This is a genomic window from Acidovorax sp. DW039 (assembly GCF_037101375.1).
Taxonomy (GTDB): Bacteria; Pseudomonadota; Gammaproteobacteria; order Burkholderiales; family Burkholderiaceae_C; genus Acidovorax.
Genome location: NZ_AP029019.1, coordinates 1,305,000 through 1,327,081, shown reverse-complemented (window position 1 = coordinate 1,327,081; position 22,082 = coordinate 1,305,000). Strand labels below are relative to the sequence as shown.

General features: G+C 59.5%; 22 protein-coding genes. 6 read left to right on the top strand and 16 right to left on the bottom strand.

The features are described from left to right. Positions 1–58 precede the first annotated feature (58 nt). The 4 genes from AACH87_RS05950 (at position 59) to AACH87_RS05935 (ending at position 7,083) form a co-directional block, all read left to right on the top strand. Entirely contained in the window at positions 59–2,731 is a 2,673-nt protein-coding gene (locus tag AACH87_RS05950) for an EAL domain-containing protein (protein WP_338797851.1), read from the top strand. Between the two features lie 309 nt (positions 2,732–3,040). Further along, a complete protein-coding gene (locus AACH87_RS05945; RefSeq protein ID WP_338797850.1) occupies positions 3,041–4,861 on the top strand; it encodes a methyl-accepting chemotaxis protein in 1,821 nt (606 codons plus the stop codon). A gap of 86 nt (positions 4,862–4,947) precedes the next feature. Further along, complete coding sequence (gene rpoH, locus AACH87_RS05940) at positions 4,948–5,889, top strand: RNA polymerase sigma factor RpoH (RefSeq protein WP_338797849.1); 942 nt, start codon at positions 4,948–4,950, stop codon at positions 5,887–5,889. Between the two features lie 192 nt (positions 5,890–6,081). Then, a complete protein-coding gene (locus AACH87_RS05935; RefSeq protein WP_338797848.1) occupies positions 6,082–7,083 on the top strand; it encodes a tripartite tricarboxylate transporter substrate binding protein in 1,002 nt (333 codons plus the stop codon). 79 nt (positions 7,084–7,162) lie between these two features. On the opposite strand, the gene AACH87_RS05930 is transcribed toward AACH87_RS05935, so the two are convergent. From AACH87_RS05930 to AACH87_RS05910, 5 genes are read right to left on the bottom strand one after another with little or no spacing between them, the layout of a single operon-like run. Continuing rightward, on the bottom strand, positions 7,163–7,774 hold the full coding sequence (locus tag AACH87_RS05930) for an SCO family protein (protein WP_338797846.1): 612 nt from the start codon (positions 7,772–7,774) through the stop codon (positions 7,163–7,165). A 5-nt stretch (positions 7,775–7,779) separates the two neighbouring features. Further along, positions 7,780–8,673 carry a heme o synthase gene (cyoE, locus tag AACH87_RS05925; RefSeq protein ID WP_338797845.1) on the bottom strand — a complete coding sequence of 298 codons (894 nt, stop codon included), beginning with the start codon at positions 8,671–8,673 and terminating at the stop codon, positions 7,780–7,782. Continuing rightward, positions 8,674–9,885, bottom strand: coding sequence for a COX15/CtaA family protein (locus AACH87_RS05920; protein ID WP_338797843.1), 1,212 nt, complete (start codon positions 9,883–9,885; stop codon positions 8,674–8,676). 1 nt (position 9,886) lies between these two features. Beyond that, a complete protein-coding gene (locus AACH87_RS05915) occupies positions 9,887–10,633 on the bottom strand; it encodes a hypothetical protein (protein ID WP_338797842.1) in 747 nt (248 codons plus the stop codon). Further along, positions 10,575–11,273, bottom strand: coding sequence for an SURF1 family protein (locus tag AACH87_RS05910; RefSeq protein WP_338798864.1), 699 nt, complete (start codon positions 11,271–11,273; stop codon positions 10,575–10,577). Before AACH87_RS05910 ends, AACH87_RS05915 begins: the two co-directional genes overlap by 59 nt. Positions 11,274–11,354: 81 nt before the next feature. On the opposite strand from AACH87_RS05910, the gene AACH87_RS05905 reads away from it, so the two are divergent. After that, on the top strand, positions 11,355–11,576 hold the full coding sequence (locus AACH87_RS05905; RefSeq protein ID WP_338797841.1) for a twin transmembrane helix small protein: 222 nt from the start codon (positions 11,355–11,357) through the stop codon (positions 11,574–11,576). A 173-nt stretch (positions 11,577–11,749) separates the two neighbouring features. Here the strand turns inward: AACH87_RS05905 and AACH87_RS05900 are convergent, their stop codons facing one another. The 8 genes from AACH87_RS05900 to AACH87_RS05865 form a co-directional block, all read right to left on the bottom strand. Further along, a complete protein-coding gene (locus AACH87_RS05900; RefSeq protein WP_338797840.1) occupies positions 11,750–12,631 on the bottom strand; it encodes a cytochrome c oxidase subunit 3 in 882 nt (293 codons plus the stop codon). Positions 12,632–12,688: 57 nt separating this feature from the next. Next, complete coding sequence (locus tag AACH87_RS05895; protein WP_338797838.1) at positions 12,689–12,913, bottom strand: DUF2970 domain-containing protein; 225 nt, start codon at positions 12,911–12,913, stop codon at positions 12,689–12,691. Continuing rightward, the gene (locus AACH87_RS05890) at positions 12,910–13,530 is read right to left on the bottom strand and encodes a cytochrome c oxidase assembly protein (protein WP_338797836.1); all 621 of its coding nucleotides are present in this window, start codon (positions 13,528–13,530) and stop codon (positions 12,910–12,912) included. The genes AACH87_RS05895 and AACH87_RS05890 overlap by 4 nt, the downstream gene beginning before the upstream one ends. A 9-nt stretch (positions 13,531–13,539) precedes the next feature. After that, the gene (locus AACH87_RS05885; protein ID WP_338797835.1) at positions 13,540–13,650 is read right to left on the bottom strand and encodes a cytochrome oxidase small assembly protein; all 111 of its coding nucleotides are present in this window, start codon (positions 13,648–13,650) and stop codon (positions 13,540–13,542) included. A gap of 10 nt (positions 13,651–13,660) precedes the next feature. Then, complete coding sequence (gene ctaD, locus AACH87_RS05880; protein WP_338797834.1) at positions 13,661–15,295, bottom strand: cytochrome c oxidase subunit I; 1,635 nt, start codon at positions 15,293–15,295, stop codon at positions 13,661–13,663. Positions 15,296–15,324: 29 nt separating this feature from the next. Continuing rightward, complete coding sequence (coxB, locus tag AACH87_RS05875; protein ID WP_338797833.1) at positions 15,325–16,494, bottom strand: cytochrome c oxidase subunit II; 1,170 nt, start codon at positions 16,492–16,494, stop codon at positions 15,325–15,327. Positions 16,495–16,551: 57 nt separating this feature from the next. After that, positions 16,552–17,028, bottom strand: coding sequence for a DUF2244 domain-containing protein (locus tag AACH87_RS05870; RefSeq protein WP_338797832.1), 477 nt, complete (start codon positions 17,026–17,028; stop codon positions 16,552–16,554). Between the two features lie 150 nt (positions 17,029–17,178). Further along, positions 17,179–18,081, bottom strand: coding sequence for a biotin synthase (locus tag AACH87_RS05865; protein WP_338798863.1), 903 nt, complete (start codon positions 18,079–18,081; stop codon positions 17,179–17,181). Positions 18,082–18,365: 284 nt separating this feature from the next. On the opposite strand from AACH87_RS05865, the gene AACH87_RS05860 reads away from it, so the two are divergent. Beyond that, positions 18,366–18,848: a ComF family protein gene (locus tag AACH87_RS05860; protein WP_338797831.1), complete on the top strand. Its 483-nt coding sequence runs from the start codon at positions 18,366–18,368 to the stop codon at positions 18,846–18,848. Between the two features lie 34 nt (positions 18,849–18,882). Here the strand turns inward: AACH87_RS05860 and AACH87_RS05855 are convergent, their stop codons facing one another. The 3 genes from AACH87_RS05855 to AACH87_RS05845 form a co-directional block, all read right to left on the bottom strand. Next, complete coding sequence (locus AACH87_RS05855; protein WP_338797829.1) at positions 18,883–19,872, bottom strand: branched-chain amino acid ABC transporter permease; 990 nt, start codon at positions 19,870–19,872, stop codon at positions 18,883–18,885. Between the two features lie 12 nt (positions 19,873–19,884). Continuing rightward, the gene (locus AACH87_RS05850; RefSeq protein ID WP_338797827.1) at positions 19,885–20,769 is read right to left on the bottom strand and encodes a branched-chain amino acid ABC transporter permease; all 885 of its coding nucleotides are present in this window, start codon (positions 20,767–20,769) and stop codon (positions 19,885–19,887) included. 74 nt (positions 20,770–20,843) lie between these two features. Further along, a complete protein-coding gene (locus AACH87_RS05845) occupies positions 20,844–22,043 on the bottom strand; it encodes an ABC transporter substrate-binding protein (RefSeq protein WP_338797825.1) in 1,200 nt (399 codons plus the stop codon). Positions 22,044–22,082: the final 39 nt, after the last annotated feature.

Sequence of the window (22,082 nt, the reverse complement as noted above, 5' to 3'; positions counted from 1 at the left end):
TTTACAAAAAGCCACAATCCCCCCATCATGGGCCTTCCGCGAACTCAGGCGCAGGTCCATGTTTCTGGAACTCATCAAAGGCGTCGCATTGCTCTTGGCGCTGTGCTTTCTGCACGGCGTCAACATCCGCGTCTGGCGTAAGCGGCCTTGGGTGGGGCAAATCGTCTCCGGCATCCTGTTTGGCGGCATCTGTGTTGTAGGGATGCTGCTGCCGGTGGTGCTGATGCCGGGCGTCATCTTCGATGCACGCTCGGTGGTGCTCAGCATGGCGGGGTTGTTTGGGGGCCCCGTAGTGGGCGCCATTGCCGCCACCATGACCATGGGCTGGCGTTGGTGGATCGGCGGGCAAGGCATGGCAGTGGGTGTGCTGGTAGCACTGATCTGCGTGTGCCTGGGGTTGGCATACCGTTATGCCTACCAGCGAGGCCGGTTGAACGTGGAGCCACGCACCCTGCTGCTGTTTGGCCTGATCGTGCATCTGGCGGTGCTGGCTGCGTTCCAGCTTTTACCCGCCCCTGTGGCCCAGCACCTGAACCAGAAGGTAGCCCTCCCCTTTTTGCTGATCTTTACGGTGGCCACGCCCATGCTGGGGATGCTGCTGCGCGACGTGGAAGAGCGCCTGCATACCGAACAGGCCCTCACAGAGAGTTCGGCACGGCTGCAGGCGATCACGCAAGCCATTCCGGATGTGTTGCTTGTCATGGATCGGCGGGGACGTTATCTGGAGGTCTTGTCGCACGACAAAAATGCACTGGTGGCGCACCCGCAGCAACTGCAGGGCAGGCATTTGCAGGATGTTCTGCCCGCTGACCAGGCGCAACGCTACCTGCAGTTGATCGATGACACCCTGCGCTCAGGAGATACCCAAACACTGGAATACGAAATCCAGACATTGAACGGCCCCCGCCAGTTTGAGGGCCGCACCCAGCCGCTGGATGTGCCCGTGCAGGGCGAAGAAGCCGTGGTGCTGCTGGCGCGCGACATTACCGACCGCAAGCAGGCTGAAGCGGCTTTGCGTGAATCTGAGCTGCGGTTTCGCTCCCTGCTGCTCAATATTCCGTCCATTTCTGTCCAGGGCTATCTGGCAGATGGCACCACCACCTACTGGAACAAGGCTTCAGAGCGGCTGTACGGCTACACCGCCGAAGAGGCCATGGGCAGCAGCCTGTTCGATCTGATCATCCCGCCGGTGATGCGCGACACAGTGCGCAGCAACGTAGAACACATGTTTGCCACGGGTGAGGTCATCCCCGCTGGCGAACTGCAACTGCAGCGCAAGGATGGGACCCTGGTAGACGTGTTCTCCAGCCACGCCTACATCAACGTTCCGGGCCAGCCACCCGAAATGTTTTGCATAGACATCGATATTTCGGGTCGCAAGGCCGCCGAAGATGAAGTGCGGTATCTGGCTTTTTACGATGCGCTGACGGAGCTGCCCAACCGCCGCCTGCTGGTAGACAGGCTGCAGCAGGTGCTTGCAGGCAGCGCGCGTTCGGGCATGACGACGGCAGTGCTGTTTGTGGACCTGGACAATTTCAAGACACTGAACGACACCCGTGGACATGAGGTGGGAGACCTGCTGCTGATGGAGGTGGCTCGCCGCCTTCGCACCCATGTGCGTGAACTGGATACGGTGGCACGCCTAGGCGGTGACGAGTTTGTGGTGGTGCTGCAAAACCTGGACAGCGATCCCGCAGAAGCCGCAGGCCAGGCACGCATGCTGGGCGAAATGCTGCGCGCCAAACTGGCGCAACCCTATGACCTGCACGGCCATGAGCACCATTGCTCCGCCAGCATCGGCGTCACACTGCTGCACGGGCAGCGTATTACCGTAGACGAAGTCCTCAAGCAGGCGGATATGGCCATGTACCGGGCCAAGGACGCGGGGCGCAACACCCTGTGCTTTTTTGACCCAGACATGCAGCAGGCCGTCAACCGCAGGGCCACGCTGGAGGCCGAACTGTACAACGGGCTGAAGCAGAACCAGTTCCTGCTCTTGTTCCAGCCCCAGGTGGACGAAGCGGGCCGCATCAGCGGTGCAGAAGCCCTGGTGCGCTGGCTGCACCCTGTGCATGGCATGGTTCCGCCGGGCGAGTTCATTGCATTGGCAGAGGACACCGGGCTGATCCTGCCGCTGGGCCGGTGGGTGATGGAGACCGCCTTGCGCCAGCAGGCCCAGTGGCGGCAAAACCCGCAGCTTGCAGATCTCACGCTGTCCATCAACGTCAGCGCCAGGCAGTTTCACCAGGATGATTTCGTGACTCAGGTGCTCGACCTGCTACGCACCAGCGGAGCAGACCCCACACGCATCAAGCTGGAGTTGACGGAGAGCCTGCTGCTGAAAAACGTGGACAGCGTCATCACCACCATGCACGCGCTACGCGCGCAAGGGCTGGGCTTTTCGCTGGATGACTTCGGTACAGGCTACTCATCCTTGAGCTACCTCAAGCGACTACCGCTTGATCAGATCAAAATCGACCAAGGTTTTGTGAGGGATGCGCTGGTGGACCCCAATGATGCAGCCATTGCACGATCCATCATCGCGCTGGCGGACAGCTTGGGCCTCTCTGTGATTGCCGAAGGCGTGGAGACGGAAGCGCACCACACCTTCCTGCTGCGTCATGGGTGCAGAGCTTTTCAGGGCTATTTCTTTGGCAGGCCCATGCCGCAGACGGACTTTGAGCAATTTGCAAGAGGAGATATGTCCCCTTGCGTGGAAGCGCTGGCGTGACACTGGTCTGTTGATAACAGCACCAGCCCACCGTTCAGAGGTGTCCAGCCAAAAACTGGTGTTGGCCCCGCTCAATCCCCCAGAAAAACCATGTGATATTTTTTTCAAAACTTATATCATTTTTAACGTTTAACAATACAATATCGATCAGTTAGGAGAGCCGCTGTACTTTTTTGCTGGCGCAGTGCAGTGGCATGAAATGGGAGAAACAGCGCGTTGCTTGCAACGCCGTTGTGCTCGAGCCAGACAGGCCAAGTCGCGAGGAGAATACGTCGCAGACACGGCCCTCAACTGAATATGGGCTCTTATATGAAAAACTTGAAGATATCCACCCGCCTCTCAGCCGCCTTTGCGGTGCTGGTGCTGATGCTGCTGGGCTTGGCCGTGGCAGCCATGTCCCAGCTGTCCAGCATGCGGGCGGCCACAGCAGAAATTTCCGAGAACTGGCTACCCAGCGTGGAGGTCATCAACTCCATTGATGCACAGGCGGCCCAGTTACGACTGATTGTTCTCTCGCATGTCATGGCTACAGAAGACAGCAAGATGGCCAAGATCGATCAGCAGTTGCAGGCAGGCAGGGCCCGGATGGCACAACTGCGCAAAACCTACGAAGGTCTGATCAGCAGCCCCGAGGAGAAAAAGCTCTACGAGGAATTTGCAGCCAATTGGGGCAAGTACATCGCTGTCAATGATCGCGCTCTGGCGCTGTCTCGCAAAAACCAGAACGACGAGGCGCGTGCCATTGTTGAAAGCGAATCGCTCACCCTGTACGAGCGCAGCGGCCAGATGCTGGAGGCCCTGGTCAAAATCAACGCCGATGGTGCCGCCAAGGCCAAGCAGGACTCCGAATCCACCTATTCCACCGCACGCAACACCCTGCTGGTGGTTGCCGCACTGGCCATTGCCGTTGCTATCTCCGCGGCCCTCTGGCTGATCCGCTCCATCACGGCCCCCCTGGCACACGCCGTGGTCATCGCAGACCAAGTTGCCGCAGGCGACCTCACAGCCCCCATCGAAGTCACCTCGCAAGACGAAACCGGCCAACTCCTGAGCGCCCTGGCCCGCATGCAGCAAAGCCTCGTGCGCACCGTCTCCGTCGTGCGCCAGAACTCCGAAAGCGTCGCCTCCGCCAGCGCCCAGATCGCCTCCGGCAACAACGACCTGAGCGCGCGCACCGAACAGCAAGCCAGCGCCCTGCAGGAAACCGCAGCCTCCATGGAAGAGCTCGGCTCCACCGTGCGGCAAAACGCCGACAACGCCCGCACCGCCAACCAGCTGGCCATGAACGCCTCCAGCGTGGCAGAGCAAGGCGGCTCCGTCGTTGCCGAAGTGGTGGAGACCATGAAAGGCATCAACGCCAGCAGCAACAAGATTGCCGACATCATCACCGTCATCGACGGCATCGCCTTCCAGACCAACATCCTGGCGCTGAACGCCGCAGTGGAAGCCGCCCGTGCAGGCGAACAAGGCCGCGGCTTTGCCGTGGTGGCCGGAGAAGTGCGCAGCCTCGCCCAGCGCAGCGCAGAAGCCGCCAAGGAAATCAAGAGCCTCATCACCGCCAGCGTAGAGCGCGTAGAGCAAGGCAGCCTCCTGGTAGACAAGGCCGGTGAAACCATGACCGAAGTCGTCACCGCCATCCGCCGCGTCACCGACATCATGGGCGAGATCAGCGCCGCCAGCAGCGAACAAAGCCAGGGCGTAGGCCAGGTGGGAGAAGCCGTCACGCAAATGGACCAGGCCACCCAGCAAAACGCAGCCCTGGTGGAAGAAATGGCCGCAGCGGCCGCCAGCCTCAATGGCCAGGCCGGAGAACTCGTCAACGCCGTGGCCGTCTTCAAGCTCGCACAAGACGCCAGCTACCGCAGCGCTGCCCCTGCGCCAAGCATCAGCCGTGCCGCAGCAGCGGCCTACAGCTCCAAGAGTGCTTTGGCAGGCAAAACAAGCCAGACAGCAGCCAAGCTGGGCAAGACTCCAACCAACAAGCCAGCGGCCAGCTTGGCGGCACCAGTGGCCAAGGCAGCGCCAGCGCCCAGCGGGGCGGCAAACACTGCGGGGGCAGGGGGCGCTCCCAAGGCTACAGCCAGTGCCAAGGCCGCCGGTGGGGCGGATGATGAGTGGGAGAGCTTTTAAAACCCCAAACCCCGATGGGAACTTTGCCTTTAGCACTCTCTCTAATCGAGTGCTAACATGATGCCCTTGAGGAAAGGATTCCCGGCATGACACTTTCATCTGGAACCGCTATCACCGCAGTTGCCCCAGTCAACCCATGGGCCATGGTCCCTGCTTTGGGTAACCTGGATGCGTACATCTCCGCCGTCAACAGGTTGCCCCTGCTGACGCCCGAGGAAGAGCAAAAGTACGCCCGCCAGCTCAAGGAAAACAACGATGTGGAAGCTGCGGGCCGGCTGGTGATGTCACACCTGCGGCTGGTGGTCTCTATTTCGCGCCAATACCTGGGCTATGGCTTGCCCCATGGCGACCTGATCCAGGAAGGCAATGTGGGTCTCATGAAGGCTGTCAAGCGTTTTGACCCTGACCAGGGCGTGCGCTTGGTGAGCTACGCCATGCACTGGATCAAGGCTGAGATCCATGAGTACATCCTGAAAAACTGGCGCATGGTCAAGGTGGCGACCACCAAAGCCCAGCGCAAGCTGTTTTTCAACCTGCGCTCCATGAAGCAAGGCTTCAAGGCCGACGCAGGAGCGGCCGAACTGGCAACGCACCGAGATACGCTGTCTGACAGCGAAATCGACACCGTGGCGGCCCAGCTCAACGTCAAGCGTGAAGAAGTCATTGAGATGGAAACGCGCATGGCAGGCGGAGATGTGCTGCTGGATCCAGCGCCTTCGGATGATGGCGAGCAGGCTTATGGCCCCATCGCCTACCTGGCAGACGCTTCGCACGAGCCTACCGCCATGATCGAGTCGCGCCAGCGTGATGTCATGGCTTCTGACGGGATTGCCAACGCCTTGGCAAGCTTGGACGAACGCAGCCGCCGCATTGTGGAAGAGCGCTGGCTGAAGGTGAACGACGATGGCTCTGGCGGCATGACGCTGCACGAGTTGGCTGCTGTGTACGGCGTGAGCGCCGAGCGCATCCGGCAAATCGAGGTTGCTGCCATGAAGAAGATGAAGAAGGCATTGACCGAAACGGTATGAAGCCCGTGTTTCACCAGAGAGCCCGCCTTGTGCGGGCTTTTTCGTTTTGGGGGATGCCGATAAGGACCAGCCAATGCGGTACGCTTTGAAATTCGAAACCATGGCTGTGCAGTGACGTGAATGTGAGGGGCTATGCCCCTGCTAAACCTCTAACACTTCCACTTATCTCCTAGGATCGCTATGCATCTGGCAATGTCCCGCCGTGCGCTGTTGATGACAGCGGCGGCTGCAATGATTTCCCCATGGGCTGTGGCGCAGAAAAGTGCCACCACGGATACGGCCTCCGGCTGGCCCAACAAGGCGCTCAAGATCGTGGTGGGATTCCCGCCCGGTTCGTCTCCGGACCTGACGGCTCGCACTTTTTCCGAGCCTTTGTCCAAAGCCCTTGGCCAGCCCGTGGTGGTGGAAAACAAGGTGGGAGCTGGCGGGAATATCGGTGCGGATGCCGTAGCCAAGGCCCATGACGATCACACCATCGGCCTGATGATCAACGGCAACATGACCATTGCCAAGCTCATCAACCCAGCCGTGCAATATGACCCACAGAAGGATCTGGCTCCGTTGACGCTGGTGGGCATTTCGCCACTGGTGCTGACGGCCCCCCTGCAACAGCCTGGGGTGCCCAACACAGCGGACGCACGCGAGTTTCTGGCAGCCGCACGCGCGGCAGGTGACAAATGGAGCTATGGCACGCCAGGTGTAGGTACAGTGGGTCATATTGGCACCGAATTGCTCAAGGCACGCAGCGGCATCAACCCCGTGCATGTGCCCTACCCCGGCTACCCTCAGGTGGCCACCGCCATGCTGGGTGGGCAGCTGCAAATGGCACTGTTGCCCCCGGCACTGGCACAGGCTCAGGTGAAAGCGGGCAAGCTGCGCGCCATCGGAGTGACCTCTGCGGGCCGAAGCGCCCTTGCACCCGACATTCCCAGTCTGAAGGAAGCGGGCATTCAAGGCTTTGAGCTGGAGATATGGAACGCCTTTGCAGCGCCTGCCACCATGCCCAAGGCGATTCAGGCACGCCTGGCGACCACGCTTGCCGAGATTGCACGCACGCCCGACGTGCGAGCCAAGCTGTTCCAGCAAGGGTGGCAGGCGGTGGGAAGTGCGCCTGAGGGCTTGGCGAACCGCATCAAGGCCGACACGGCTGCCATGGGACAAATCATTGCCCAGCGGGGCATCAAGGCGGAATGAGCGAGAGGGCTGCAACCCCAGGCAGCCGCTTCAAGTCAGCTGGGGTCATTGGCCTCATGGCGAGGCCATCCAATCCCAATCAGGTTTTTTCCTTGAGCAGTGTGCTCACGTCCGCTGCCAAGGCCTGGGCACCGCTGCCATAGCGGTGGTAGACGCGCAGGCGGCCAGCGGTGTCATAGACGTAGCTGCCTGCGGAGTGGTCCATGGTGTAGCTGGTGGGAGTCTTGCCTTCCACCTTTTTGTAGTAGATCTTGAAGTCCTTGGCGACCGCGGCCAGTTGCTGCGCATCGCCCCGCAGAGCCAGGAAGGTGGGGTCAAAGTTGCCCATGTAGGCCTTCAGAACTTCGGGGGTGTCACGCTCCGGGTCTACGGTGACGAAAATGCCTTGCAGGCGGTCCCCATCAGCCCCCAGCATGCGCTTGACCTCCGCCAGCTCTTGCATGGATGTGGGGCACACATCAGGGCATTGGGTAAAGCCAAAAAACACCACGACCACCTTGCCTGCAAAGTCTTTGATGCTGCGGGCTTGCCCGTTGTGGTCGGTCAAGGGCAGGTCTCGGGCGTATTCCGCCCCTGTCACATCAACACCCTTGAACTCGGCCTTCTTTTCCGTACAGGCAGTCAAAAATGCCCCAGCGCCTGTTAATAAAGCGCAGGCAGCTATTAATTTAATAGCATTTCTAGTATTCATGGTAATCACAGAACGTAGTGATCCACCAGCAATGCGGCAAACAGCACGCTCAGGTGAATCAGGGAAAAACGGAAGGTTTTGCGCGCCAGCGCATCAGAGTAGTTGCGCCACAGGGCAAAACCATAGGCACAGAAACCTGCGCTGAGCACCACGGCAAAAGCCAGGTAAATCCACGAGCTCATGCCGTAAACAAAGGGCATGAGGCAGCCCGCAAAGAGGATGATGGTGTAGAGAAACACCTGCAGCCGCGTGAACTCGTTGCCATGGGTCACCGGCAGCATGGGCAGGCCCGATTTACGGTAGTCCTCCACCCGGTAGAGCGCCAGGGCCCAGAAATGCGGGGGCGTCCACAGAAAAATGATGAGGAAGAGAATCAGAGCCTCGGGGCCCACGTCACCCGTCATCGAAGACCAGCCCAGCACGGGCGGCATGGCACCCGAAGCTCCGCCGATGACAATGTTCTGAGGGGTCAGCGGCTTCAGCACCACCGTGTAGATGACCGCATAGCCAACGAAAGTGGCGAAGGTCAGCCACATGGTCAGTGGATTGATCCAGACATACAGCAAGGCCGAGCCTACAGCGCAGAGCACGGCAGAGAACAGCAAAGTCTCCTGGTTGGACAACTCCCCCTTGGCCGTGGGGCGCCAAGCGGTGCGTTTCATCTTCGCGTCGATGCCCTGCTCCACAATGCAATTGAAAGCGGCAGCAGCCCCTGCAACCAGCCAGATGCCTGCGCTGGCCAGCGCCATCTGACCCACCTGAGGCCAACTGGGCAGACCCGGCACGGCCAGCACCATGCCAATCAGTGCACAAAACACGATCAGCTGCACCACGCGGGGTTTGGTCAGCGCATAGAACTGCGCAAAACGCGACGGCGGGGAAACGGCAGCAACACTCATTCAAACACTCTCGGCGCGCCTTGCAGGCGCATGAATCTCAATCGGGGTTCCAGCCACAGCCACTGCACGGCTGGCAGCAAGCCCCCAGGTCAACACCACCACCAGGGCCGCAGCCCCGCCGGTGTGCAACACAGCGGCAACCAAGGGCCAGTCCAGCACGACGTTGGACAGGCCTGTGGCAAGCTGCAGCAGGGCCAAGGCAGCCAGCCAGCGCGCCTGCGACCGCAGACCCGCAGTGCGGTGCAATCGCCAGGCCAGCCAGCCCAAAGCCAGCAGCACCGCGTAGGCCGCAAGCCGGTGCACGTAATGAATGGCCGTGAGGCCAGCAAAGCTGATGTGCGAGCCATCCTTGAGCAAGCCCAGTTCGCGCCAGATCTGGAATCCTTGGCCAAAGTCCATATCGGGCCACCAACTGCCTTGGCAGGTAGGAAAGGTGGAACAAGCCAGCACGGCATAGTTGGTGCTGACCCAACCACCCAGCGCCACCTGCAGCCCCAGAAGACCCAGCACGGCCCACATGGCCCAGCGAAGGCCCGCACTGACCTGCACGGCGGAGTCACCGCAAGCCACCCGCGTGTGCTGGACGGCCTGCACGCAGAGCAAGGCCAGCAGTACCAACCCACCCATCAAATGCAGGGTGACGATGGCGGGGAAAAGCTTCATGGTGACGGTGAGCGCGCCAAAGGCCCCCTGCAGACACACCCAGAACAGGGTGAAGGTAGGCCACCACGGGCTGGGCAGTCCATCGACTTTGGCCACGCCACCGCGTGCTGCGTCAGCATCAGCCCGTGCCTGCATGCGGCGCTGCACCCAGGCAGATGCCGTCATGACAATGATCAGCACCCCTACACCGGTGGCCAAATAGCGGTGGATCATCTCCACCCAAGCCTTGCCGTGCGTTACAGGGCCGGTAGGCATGACCTCTTGTGCTGCAGCGATTTCGTGGCGGGCGCCTACGGGGCTGGCGTTGCCGTAGCAACCGGGCCAGTCCGGACAGCCCAGGCCCGAATCCGTGAGCCGGGTGAACGAGCCGAACAGCACGAGATCGAACGTGAGGAACAGAGTGAGCACCGTGAGCATCTGCAGTCGGCGCGTGGGCGAGGCCCCGCGGCTGCGAAAGCGAATCCAGGCCAAGGGGCCCAGGGCAATCAGCAACCCCAGCAGCATCAGCCTTGCCAGGGGCGCGAGATCGTAGAGAGGTTGCGTTTCCATGTCAGGACGGCTTTCCAGGACGACCCGGTTGATCCCACGAGGCAGAGGCACGCAGCAGACGCTCAAGGTCCTTCTTGGCCTTGGCGGCACCCGCAGCATCCATGGGGGCAGGAAAACGCATCATCCAATGGCCCATGGGGTCTACCACATAGATGTGGTCGGCAAGGGAGTGCCCGGGGGCGGGCGCCAGCCACTGCGCCAGAGCAGCGGCATCCACGCGCCGCACCTGCGCCTGTTGCAGCGCTGGAGCGAGGGTAGCTGGCGGCTGCTGGTTATCGTTGATCAACCAGACCCAATCCATGCGGTCTTTTTCGCGGCCCAGGCTTTCACGCAACTGCCGCTGCAGATATAGGTGTTTTTGACAATCGGCCTGGCAATCGCCACCACTCACGCTGACGAGCAGCCACTGGCCTTGCAGGTCAGTCAACGGCACCGATTGACCCTCCAGCGTTGTCGCAGCAATGGAGGGCATGGCCCGTTGCGGCTCGATCAGCTCGCCATGGCTGCGCCTGCCTTCCGGGCGGATCACGTAGTAGGTCAAATACGAGGCGACCACTGGTGCAGCGCAAATCAGCAGCACGCCCAGCATCTTCCAGCGGCCATGGCGTGTACGCTGGGCAACGTCCATGGCCTGGCCCGCCTCTGGCAGGTTATGAATGGTCAAACCCAGAGGGTGCTCTGCCGCAACCTCAGGGGGTACGCTGGCGGCGTGGGCGAACGAAGCGTCGGATGATTTGGAACCAGACATAAAGAAGTGCAATCAGGCCGCAAAGCCCGAACCATTGAAATGCGTAGCCGTAGTGCTTGTCGACACCCGAGGCAACCACCGGCCAGTCGCGCAGCAGGCCTTCGCTGGCCTCACCTACCTGAACCACGGTGAGACCCCACAGCGGCAACCGCGTTTCACTGCGAAACGCAGCCAAGTCCAGATTCTGCCGGATGCGAGAAGACCCCAGCGCGCTCTCGCCCGCCCCCAACTCATAAAGCCGTGATGGGGCAGCGGCAACCCGGCCCTTCACCTGAATCCAACCGGAAGGTGTCTCCACCTGGGGAAGTTGCGTACGGTCCTGAAAGTTGCGGGGTATCCAGCCGCGCTGCACCAGAAGAACCACAGGGGCGTCATGCAGCAGCAGGGGGGTCAACACAAAAAAGCCGGGGCGCCCGTTCATCTGCCGGTTGTCCAGGTAAACCGTGTGTTCAGGCAGCCACCGGCCTTCCAGCGCCACGGCACGGTGCAGCAAGGCTGCGCCCTCCGCAGAGATGTCTACGGGCAAGTCAGCACCCTTGAGCGGGAGCATGGCAGCTCGGGTTTCGATCTGTGCCTGGTAGTCCAGCTTCTCCTGGGCCCGCCCCAGCTGCCAGCGGCCCAGCATGGCAGTCACGGTCATGGCCGCAATGGCTGCCACGGTGATCACGATGAAAAGCACCCACTGTGTACGTGAGCGAGGTGTCACGGGATAATGCCTTTCATGAAATACCTTGTGATTGTTGCATTCGTGGGAATCCTGGCCAGCCTTGGCTCTGCGCTGTTCTTCATGATGCGCAACGGAGGCAATGACCGCACCAAGGGTAACCGCATGGCCCGCGCGCTGGCAGTACGGGTAGGCCTTTCGGTCGTGCTGTTCCTGTGCATTCTGGTGGCATGGCAACTGGGCTATATCCAGCCTACCGGTTTACCGGCAACCCGGTAAGCCGTTTTCCAATCCACAGACGTTTGCCTCTGGCACATCTGACTGTCCAACAAAAAAGCGCCTCACGGCGCTTTTTTGTTGAGTGACCTTGATCGGCAGACTAGGCCTGGCACGCAGGGCTGTGCAGCCCCTCGAAGGGACCACCCGACAAACGGGCGTCCTCTTCGTTGCTGTCACATCCAGTAAACCAGCACGTAAAGACCCAGCCAAACCACGTCCACAAAGTGCCAGTACCAGGCCGCACCTTCAAAACCAAAGTGCTTGTCTGCCGTGAAATGACCCTTTTGCAGACGCAGCGTGATGAACAACAGCATCAGCATGCCCACAAAAACGTGGAAGCCGTGAAAGCCGGTCAACATGAAAAATGTGGAGCCAAAGATGCCGGAGGACAGCTTGAGGTTCAGATCGGTGTAGAGGTGGTAGTACTCATAGCCCTGCACGGCCAGGAACACGATACCCAGGAGCACAGTCGCCCACATGAAGGCAATGGTTTTGCCACGCTGGTTCTCACGCAGAGCGTGGTGGGCAATCGTCAGCGTCACACCCGATGTCAGCAGCAAAGCAGTGTTGATGGTGGGCAGCCAGAAAGGGCCCACGGTCTGGAACGGCTCCACCGTACCCGCTGGAGAAGCTGTGACACCCGCTGAAACGCTGGGCCACACCGCCTTGAAGTCTGGCCAGAGCAAGGCATTGTCCAGGCTGCCCAATGCAGGCACTGAATGCGACCGTGCCCACCACAGCGCGGTAAAGAATGCACCGAAGAACATGACTTCCGAGAAGATGAACCAGCTCATGCTCCAGCGGTAAGACAAATCAATCTTGTGGCCGTACAACCCGCCTTCGCTTTCACGGGCGGCGTCACGGAACCATTGGTACAGGACGAAAAGCCACCACACCAGGCCTAGTGCCAGGGAATACTTGCCCCACTCGTGGCCATTGATCCACTGGCCAGCACCGAGGATGACAAAAAACAGCCCGGCAGCCGCCATCACAGGATGACGAGACTCTGCTGGCACGTAGTAGTACGGTGTTGTGCCGTGTGTTGATGCACTCATTTCAGCTCCTGACTCTCTCTAAATCGTTGTTATCCGTTTCGGGGGCAAACCACTGGGTCACACAATCCAGTTGACCAGCGCAATCAACGCCAGCACCAGAGTAAAAACCGCCACGAGCCCCACGACGATGATGTGGATGGGGTTCAGCTTCTCGACATCCTGAGCGTATTCGGCCCCTTTGCGCAAACCAATCAGCGACCAGGCGACTGCGCGCACGGTACGCAGCAAAGAACCCTTGCGCTGCGTGGCTGGCACTTTGGCTGAAGGCTCCACGGATGTCATGAACCTGCTTTCTGCATCTGTAGCGCAGGCGCTGCAGCGGTGGACTCAGGTGCTGGCGGCGTCTTGCCCCCGACCTCAAAGAAGGTGTACGACAGCGTGATGGTGGTCACGTCTTTCGAAAGGCGAGGATCAATGACAAACGCGACAGGCCATTCCTTTTTCTCACCAGGCTCCAGCGTGTACTGGTTGAAGCAAAAGCATTCCAGCTTGGTGAAGTGCGCCGCAGCCTGACGGGGCGCATAGCTCGGAATGGCCTGGGCGGCCATGCGACGGTTTTGCACGTTCTGGAACTCGTACATCACGGTGGTCAGCTCGCCCGGATGTACCTGCACAGAGCGCTGCGCAGGTTTGAAATCCCAGGGGCCACGCGCATTGGCATCAAACTCCACCGTGATGGTGCGACTCTTGTCTACCTGCGTATTGGCGGGCACACGAGCGTCTTTGCCCGCCACGCCGTTGCCGGGCACCTGCCGCTCGGACAGCGACAGGATGTTGATTCCGGTCATCTCGCAAATGTGCTTGTAGATGGGGATCAGTGCATATCCGAAAGCGAACATGCCAGCCGCAATCACGACCAGTTTGCCCACCATCTTTGCATTTTCCCGGCGCAAGCTCATAGGACGTCCTCAGCGTGACAGCAGCGCGACTTTGACCATGAATCCCACAAAGAATGCGACAGCCACCGAGGCCAGAATCAAGGCCATGCGGAGGTTGCTCTTCTTCTGCTCAGGCGTCATGTAAGGCTCCTCAACCCACCACGCGGGTTGCAGTGGCGTCGAGCTTGGGGGGCGTTTCAAAAGTATGGAACGGAGCTGGAGAAGGCACTTCCCATTCCAGCCCCTCGGCGCCTTCCCATGGCTTCTGAGGTGCCTTGGCACCCTTGCCGCGCATGGCAGGGAACACCACAAACAGGAAGAAGTACACCTGCATCAGACCAAAACCCAGCGCGCCCACTGATGCAATGGCATTGAAGTCAGCAAACTGCATGGGATAGTCGGCATAGCGGCGAGGCATACCGGCCAGCCCCAGGAAGTGCATGGGGAAGAAGGTGATGTTGAAAGTGATCAACGAACCCCAGAAGTGGATCTGACCACGGGTTTCGCTGAACATGACACCGGTCCACTTGGGCGCCCAATAGTAGTAGGCGGCGAACATTGAGAACAGGGAGCCTGCCACCAGCACATAATGGAAGTGGGCCACCACATAGTAGGTGTCCTGCAGCTGGATATCGATAGGAGCCATGGCCAGAATCAGGCCAGTGAACCCACCCATGGTGAACACGAAAATGAAGCCCACCGCAAACAGCATGGGGGTTTCAAAGGTCATGGAGCCGCGCCACATGGTGGCGATCCAGTTGAAGATCTTCACGGCCGTAGGCACGGAGATCAGCATGGTGGCGTACATGAAGAACAGCTGTCCAGTGACTGGCATGCCTGTCGTGAACATGTGGTGAGCCCACACAATGAAGGACAGGATGGCGATGGAAGACGTGGCGTACACCATGGATGCGTAGCCGAAGAGCTTCTTGCGCGCAAACGCGGGCACGATCTGGCTGATGATGCCGAAAGCCGGCAAGATCATGATGTACACCTCTGGGTGGCCGAAGAACCAGAAGATGTGCTGGTACATGATCGGGTCACCGCCACCGGCGGGGTTGAAGAAGCTGGTGCCAAAGTGGCGATCGGTCAGCGTCATGGTGATGGCACCTGCCAGCACAGGCATCACGGCGATCAGCAGATAGGCGGTGATGAGCCAGGTCCAGGCGAACATCGGCATCTTCATCAGCGTCATGCCGGGGGCACGCATGTTCAGGATGGTGACGATGATGTTGATCGAACCCATGATGGAAGAAGCACCCAGGATGTGCATGGCGAAAATGCCCGCATCCATGGAAGGGCCCATCTGCAGGGTCAACGGTGCGTAAAGCGTCCAGCCCGCTGCCGGAGCGCCACCGGGCATGAAGAACGACGACACCAGCATGATGGCCGCAGGAATCATCAGCCAGAAACTGAAGTTGTTCATGCGGGCAAAAGCCATATCGGATGCGCCGATCTGCAGTGGCAGCATCCAGTTCGCAAAGCCCACGAAGGCCGGCATGATGGCCCCGAACACCATGATGAGGCCATGCATGGTGGTGAGCTGATTGAACAGTTCAGGGTTCACCAGCTGCAGGCCAGGCTGGAACAGCTCGGCACGGATCAGCAGAGCCAGCACGCCCCCCACCATCAGCATGGTGAAGGAGAACAGCAAATACAGCGTGCCGATGTCTTTGTGGTTGGTGGCAAACACCCAGCGGCGCCAGCCAGTGGGTGCGTGGTGGTGGTCGTGGCCGTCGTGTGCGTGATCGCCAGCGTGTCCGTGGTTATCGAGAACTGCGCTCATTTTGAATTCCTCAATGCGATTGGGCCTGATTACTTGCCACGCTGGGCCACCACTTCAGCTGGCTGCACCAGCTGGCCAGTCTTGTTGGACCAGCTGTTCTTCGTGTAACTCACCACTGCCGCGATGTCTGTGTCGCTCAACTGCTTCCACGAAGGCATTGCACCGTTGGCAGCACCGTTCAACAAAATCTGGATCTGCTTGGCATGGTCCTGATCCAGAACGATGGCAGAGCCATCCAGCGGCTTGATGGGGCCCGCGCCCTTGCCGTTGGCCTGATGGCAGGCGGCGCAGTTGGCGGCGTACACCTTTTCACCACGCTTGATGATGTCGGCCAAGGCCCACACCTTGGTGGGATCATCCAGCTTCGCTGCAGCCTTCTTTTTCTGATCAGCCACCCAAGCGGAGTAGTCTTCTGCAGACAGAACCTTCACATGGATGGGCATGTAGGCATGCTCTTTGCCGCAAAGCTCGGCGCACTGGCCGTAATAGTCACCCACCTTTTCAGCGCGGAACCAGGTGTCGCGCACAAAACCGGGAATCGCATCCTGCTTGATACCAAAGGCGGGAACCATGAAGGCATGGATCACGTCGTTGGCGGTGGTGATGATGCGCACCTTCTTGCCCACGGGCACAACCATCGGGTTATCCACCTTGAGAAGGTAATCTGCAGGGGCTTGAGACACGTTGCCACTGTCGGACATCACACGGTGATTGCTGTCCAGCGTGGAAATGAACGCCAACCCCTCGCCTTCACCATTGAGATAGTCATACCCCCACTTCCACTGGTAACCCGTGGCTTTGATGGTCAGATCGGCGTTGGTGGTGTCCTTTTGTGCAACCAACACCTTGGTGGCAGGCAGAGCCATCAGGATGACGATGATGAAGGGCACGATGGTCCAGACGACCTCTACAGTGACCGATTCATGGAAGTTGGCTGCCTTGGCACCCCGAGACTTGCGGTGCTTCCAGATGGAATAAAACATCACGGAGAACACCGCAATGAAAATCACCGTGCAGATGATGAGCATCATCCAGTGCAGGAAGTGTTGCTCCTCGGCAATCTTGGTGACCGGCGGAGCCAGATTGAGCTGATTGACCGAGGGGCCGCCGGGCAGGTCCTGAACGGCGTGGGCTGCGCTACCCACCCATGCACCAGCCATCAGCAGCAGAGAAGCCAGCTTGTTGGGAATGCTCTTCATAGTTCTCATTTACTTCCAAGCCTCAAATTAACCAATCCCTGCGACGCCTGCGTGGGGTCAGGCTGCCCGCAGGGCCATGCGGATCTCCGAGGCCAGCGCGGAACGAAGTTCTGGACGAACAAAGCGCCCCACCTCTACCGACCGGCCATGTGCAGACAAGGTGATGAGTGATCTGTCGCCTGACTTGGGCTCTACACGAACCCACCACCGGTCGAATTCAGCCCTCTCCAGCCTGCCTGCTGTCTCCCGTTCCACTACAAGGCGCGACCCCTGCAGAGAAATTCTTTCGCCATCCGTCGCATGACGACCGTACATGGCAAATGCAATTCCGACAACAGCAATTTCCAGAGATGCGAACGGCAGTACAAGGCGGGCTCCCAGCAACCAGAACCCCATGCCGATTCCCAGCGATACGCAGCACAGCGACGCGTACATCCACCCGAGCTGCTTTGGTGACAGGGAGCAGTTGCGGGCGAGATGCCATGCGACTCCGTTATCCGACACCGTGGCAAAACGAAAAATCAAGCCAGTCACCGGAAATACCCACCAGGACCGCAGGACGTCGCATGGTTTAGCCTGGATGCGCGCCCCGCAAATTGCGCGGGAAAATGCCCGAAAGTTCACATCTCAACTGCGAAGAATTGTAGCGCGCCTTGTTCTAAATCATTGACAGAGCGCGCCAGATTACTTATTGCCGGAGCCGTTACGCAACATGCTGCGCATGTCACTCAAAGACACTGTGCTGCTGGCACTGACAGGTACCTTGGGTGCGGCCTTGAAAGCATGTCCATAGATGATTTCGAAAGTGAGCGACAAATCACCCGAACCACCGTTTGAACCCAGCTTTTCAGCCAATACCGCATGGAGCCGATCACGCCACTTGCGCCCCCTCAGGGCACCGAACCGGGCGGGGTGCAGATTGCAGCCAAGTTCACGCAATTCCTGAAGGAGACGCTGTGGCGTCGCAAAGGTGAGGGTAATGCGTTCCATGTCCATCACAGGTTCGGCAAAACCCGAATGCACAAGCATGTCGCCCCAGTCATGCATATCGGTGAATGAGTGACCTGCCGGGGGCCAACCCAGCTCTTCATAAACGCGACGAAGCTCCTTTGCAGTGTCTGGCCCCAGGCAGGAAAACATGAGGTAACCATCCACAGCAAGAGCCTTGTGCCACTGCGATATCAGCGCTTGAGGGTCGGAGGCCGTATGCAATGCCATATTGGCCCAGAGCATCTGCACACTTCCATCTGCCGGTCGACCAAAAACGGGGGAAGAGCCAGACCACCGGGTTGGATTCCACCATGGCTTTTCAAGCACCTCCTGCGCCGCAGCCAGGCCGCGAGCAGAAGTTTCTGTCACGGTACAGCGGGCTTTCGGGTAGCGGGCACTTACCAGTGCGTGACCCTGCAGCCCACCACGCACTGCATCCCAATGACACCATGCGGAAGGAGACTGGCGAATCCACTGCAGCCGCTCCTCCATGCGACGTGCCACTTCCTCATGCAACCAAGGTGAAGCGGCAGGTGCACTGGCGTGCCAGCGGGCTGCAGCAACGGGGTCAATTGTGGGTGGACGCTCTGTGGACATGGATCTCAGGACTGGATCAAGGGGCTGGCGAGTATATTGACTGCATGCTTTCGAAGTGGATGTCAGGTTTATGGCGACCTTTGGCAACTTGGGGTCAACACATCCCAAGCCAGTGCTCTGTGTGCCGAGCCTGGCCCACACAAAGGGTGTGCAACGCTTGCGTGGCTCGCTTTGCCCAGCCTGCAAGTCGTTGCATCCGCTGCGCGATGATCGTACCCAGTGGAGTCCTTGAGTGCGGGGCATGTCTGAAAGAGCCGCCTGAGCTGAACGCCTGCCTCACAGCTGTGGACTATGCCTATCCATGGGCACAGGCAATCCGTGAGTTCAAATTTCACGGAGATACTGGCTGGTCTGCGCCTCTGTCCACCCTGCTGCGCAGCGCGCCCTGGGTGGAGCCGGCGCTGGAAGCCGCTGACTGGGTGCTGCCCATACCGCTGTCGCAACAGAGGCTGCGTGAGCGAGGATTCAATCAGGCGGCCCTGATTGCCAAGCAACTGGCCCCTCACAAGACAACAACCCAGGCCCTGCTGCGGCTACAGGACACCGCCGCGCAAAGCGGCCTGACGCGAACACAGCGCATGCGCAACCTGCAACAGGCATTCATGGTTGAACCCACCCAAGTGTCGCTTTTGCAAGGCCGCAAGGTGGTGCTGGTGGACGATGTCATGACCACTGGGGCCACACTCAACGCGGCAGCCACCGTACTGCGCTCATGTGGCGTGGCACACATCACCGGTATTGCAGTGGCGCGAACGCCAATGGGTTAGGCAGACTGCCCGGCAGCGCCGCGCCATCTTCACCCTATGCACCCTTGCGCCACCGCATGCGCAAGGCAATGATTTCGCCCATGATGCCCCGCCGGAAGGCGAGCACACAGACCACGAAGATCAGCCCGGTGACCATGGTGACCGACTCACCCAGGGTTTTGAACCAATCCACACTGGTCAGTGCTGCAAGCAGGTTGCCCAATTCGCCAATCTTGTTTTCGAGCAGGACCACCACTGCAGAGCCCACCAGAGGACCTGACAACGTTCCGAGTCCGCCAACAAGATTCATCAGGATGACCTGCCCTGAAGCCGTCCAGTGCACATCTGACAGGGTGGCAAACCCCAGCACCAGGGTCTTCAAAGAGCCCGCCAGCCCTGCCAATGCGGCCGATAGCACGAACGCGAGCAATTTGTAGCGGTGGGTGTCATAACCCAGCGAAATCGCCCGCGCCTCGTTCTCCTTGATGCCCTTGAGCACCTGGCCGAAGGGCGAGTGGATGGTCCGCACAATCAGGCAAAACGCGGCAACCACCACAACGAGGGCCACGTAATACATGGTGAGATCGCTCCCGAGATCCAGCACTCCCAGCAGCTTGCCGCGCGGAACGCCCTGAAGCCCGTCCTCCCCCCCGGTGAAAGGGGCCTGCAGGCACGCAAAGTAAAGCATCTGTGCCAACGCCAGCGTGATCATCGAGAAATAGATACCTTGTCTGCGGATGGCCAGCCACCCGAACAGCAGCCCGAGCAGGGCCCCCCCCAGCGTACCCAGCAGCAAAGCCAACTCTGGCGTCAGCCCCCACACTTTCACGGCATGCCCTGCCACATAGGCTGCACCACCGAAGAAGGCGGCATGCCCGAACGAGAGCAAACCTGTGTAACCGAGCAGCAGATTGAACGCGCAGGCAAACAGGGCGAAGCACATGAGCTTCATCACAAACACGGGATAGGCCCCGGCAAACGGAGCCACCACCAAGGCCAGCAACAGCAAGCCATATCCCAACTGGGAAATTTTTCTGGAGTTCATGGCATGCCCCCCTTATTTTTCTTTGCCAAAAAGGCCTGCGGGGCGTATGAGCAAAACCACCACCATGATGACAAACACGACAGTGGATGAGGCCTCGGGGTAGAAGACTTTGGTGAAGCCTTCAATGACCCCCAAACCCAGCCCCGTGAGGATGGAGCCCATGATGGACCCCATACCCCCAATGACCACCACAGCAAACACCACAATGATGAGGTTCTGCCCCATCAGCGGAGTGACCTGATAGACCGGTGCAGCGAGCACGCCCGCGAATGCGGCCAGTGCAGCGCCAAAGGCGTATGTCAGCGTGATCATGACCGGCACATTCACACCAAACGCTTCAACCAACCGAGGGTTCTCGGTACCTGCGCGCAGGTATGCACCCAGCTTGGTCTTCTCTATCACGTACCAGGTTCCCAGGCACACAACGATCGAGGCCACCACCACCCAAGCACGGTAGTTAGGCATGATCATGAATCCCAGATTCGTGGCTCCCTCCAGCAACTCGGGCGTGTCATAGCCCAGGCCCGACACCCCGTAAATCGAGCGAAAAACACCTTCAATCAACAAGGTAAGACCGAGCGTGAGCAGCAGGCCATACAGGTGATCCAATTTGTAGATCCACCGCAGAAGCAGCCGCTCTACCAGCACCCCGAACACCCCCACCACCAGCGGTGCCAGCAGCAGCATCCACCAGTAGCCAATCCCCAGGTAGCTCATGGCCATCCATGTGAGCAAGGCCCCCATCATGAACAGCGCACCGTGTGCGAAGTTGATGACATTCAGCAGCCCGAAAATGACTGCAAGACCCAGGCTCAGGATGGCATAGAACGACCCATTCACCAGCCCCAGAAGAAGCTGGCTGAGCAGGCCGGGCAAGGAGACACCAAAAATTTGCATGTGAGGCTGCGCTGGTGAGCGGAGTGTTCAGGTCAATCGATACACCACGGGTAGCAAGGGAGCAAAAAGCCCCGTCACTTCCACAAGGGGCACTTGCTCTCCGCCTTGGTGGTGAAGACCTGCTCACCAGGCAGCTTCTTGATCAGCTTGTAGTAATCCCAGGGCTTGGTCGATTCCGAGGGCTTCTTCACCTCCATGAGGTACATGTCATGCACGTAGCGTCCGTCAGCGCGCAACTGGCCTGAACCAAAAAAGTCACTCATCTTCATGCCGCGCCAAGCCGTCATCACCTTGTCCGCGTCCACACTCTTCGCCGCTTCCACAGCCTTCAGGTAATTCATGGTGGCGGAATAATCAGCGGCCTGGATCTCGGTCGGCATGCGCTTGGTCTTCTCAAAGAAACGCGCCGAGAACTTGCGGGTTTCCTCGTTCAAATCCCAGTACCAGCTGGTGGTGAACTGCAGGCCCTCGGTATTGCGCAGCCCTAGGCTGTGCACATCGCTGATGAAGATCAGCAGACCAGCCAGCTTCATGCTTTTGCCAATGCCGAATTCCTTGGCAGCCTTGATGGAGTTGATGGTGTCGCCGCCAGCATTGGCCAGCCCCAGAATCTGGGCCTTGGAATTCTGTGCCTGCAGCAAGAAAGAGGAGAAGTCAGAGGCATTGAGCGGATGACGCACCGAGCCCACCACGTTACCGCCCTTGGCCTTGACCACCGTGCTGGTGTCCGCTTCCAGCGCGTGGCCAAAGGCATAGTCCGCTGTCAAAAAGTACCAGCTCTTGCCACCTCCATCCACGATGGCCGAGCCGGTGCCTTTGGCTAGTGCCACGGTGTCATACGCGTAATGCACCGTGTAAGGAGTGCACTGGTCATTGGTCAGAGCCGACGTCGCGGCACCGTTGTTGATGTACACCCGCTTCTTCTCGGCAGCCACTTTGGCCGTCGCCAGCGCCGTGCCCGAATTGGTTCCACCAAACACCATCGTCACACCCTGGGTGTCAATCCACTCACGGGCCTTGGAAGCGGCAATGTCTGCCTTGTTCTGGTGGTCTGCGGTGAGCAGCTCGATCGGCATGCCCAGCACCTTGCCCCCGAAGTCATCAATCGCCATCTGGATCGCCAGTGCTCCGTTCTTACCCTCCACATCGGCATACAGGCTGGACATGTCTGTGATGAATCCGATCTTGACTTTGTCTTGTGCTTGCGCTGTGGTGGCAAGCCCTGCGGCGCCCAATACCAAAGCCAATGCGGCGGCGAGTCTGCTCTTCTTCATGGTTTGTCTCCTGTAGGTATGTGAAGGATGGACGAATCA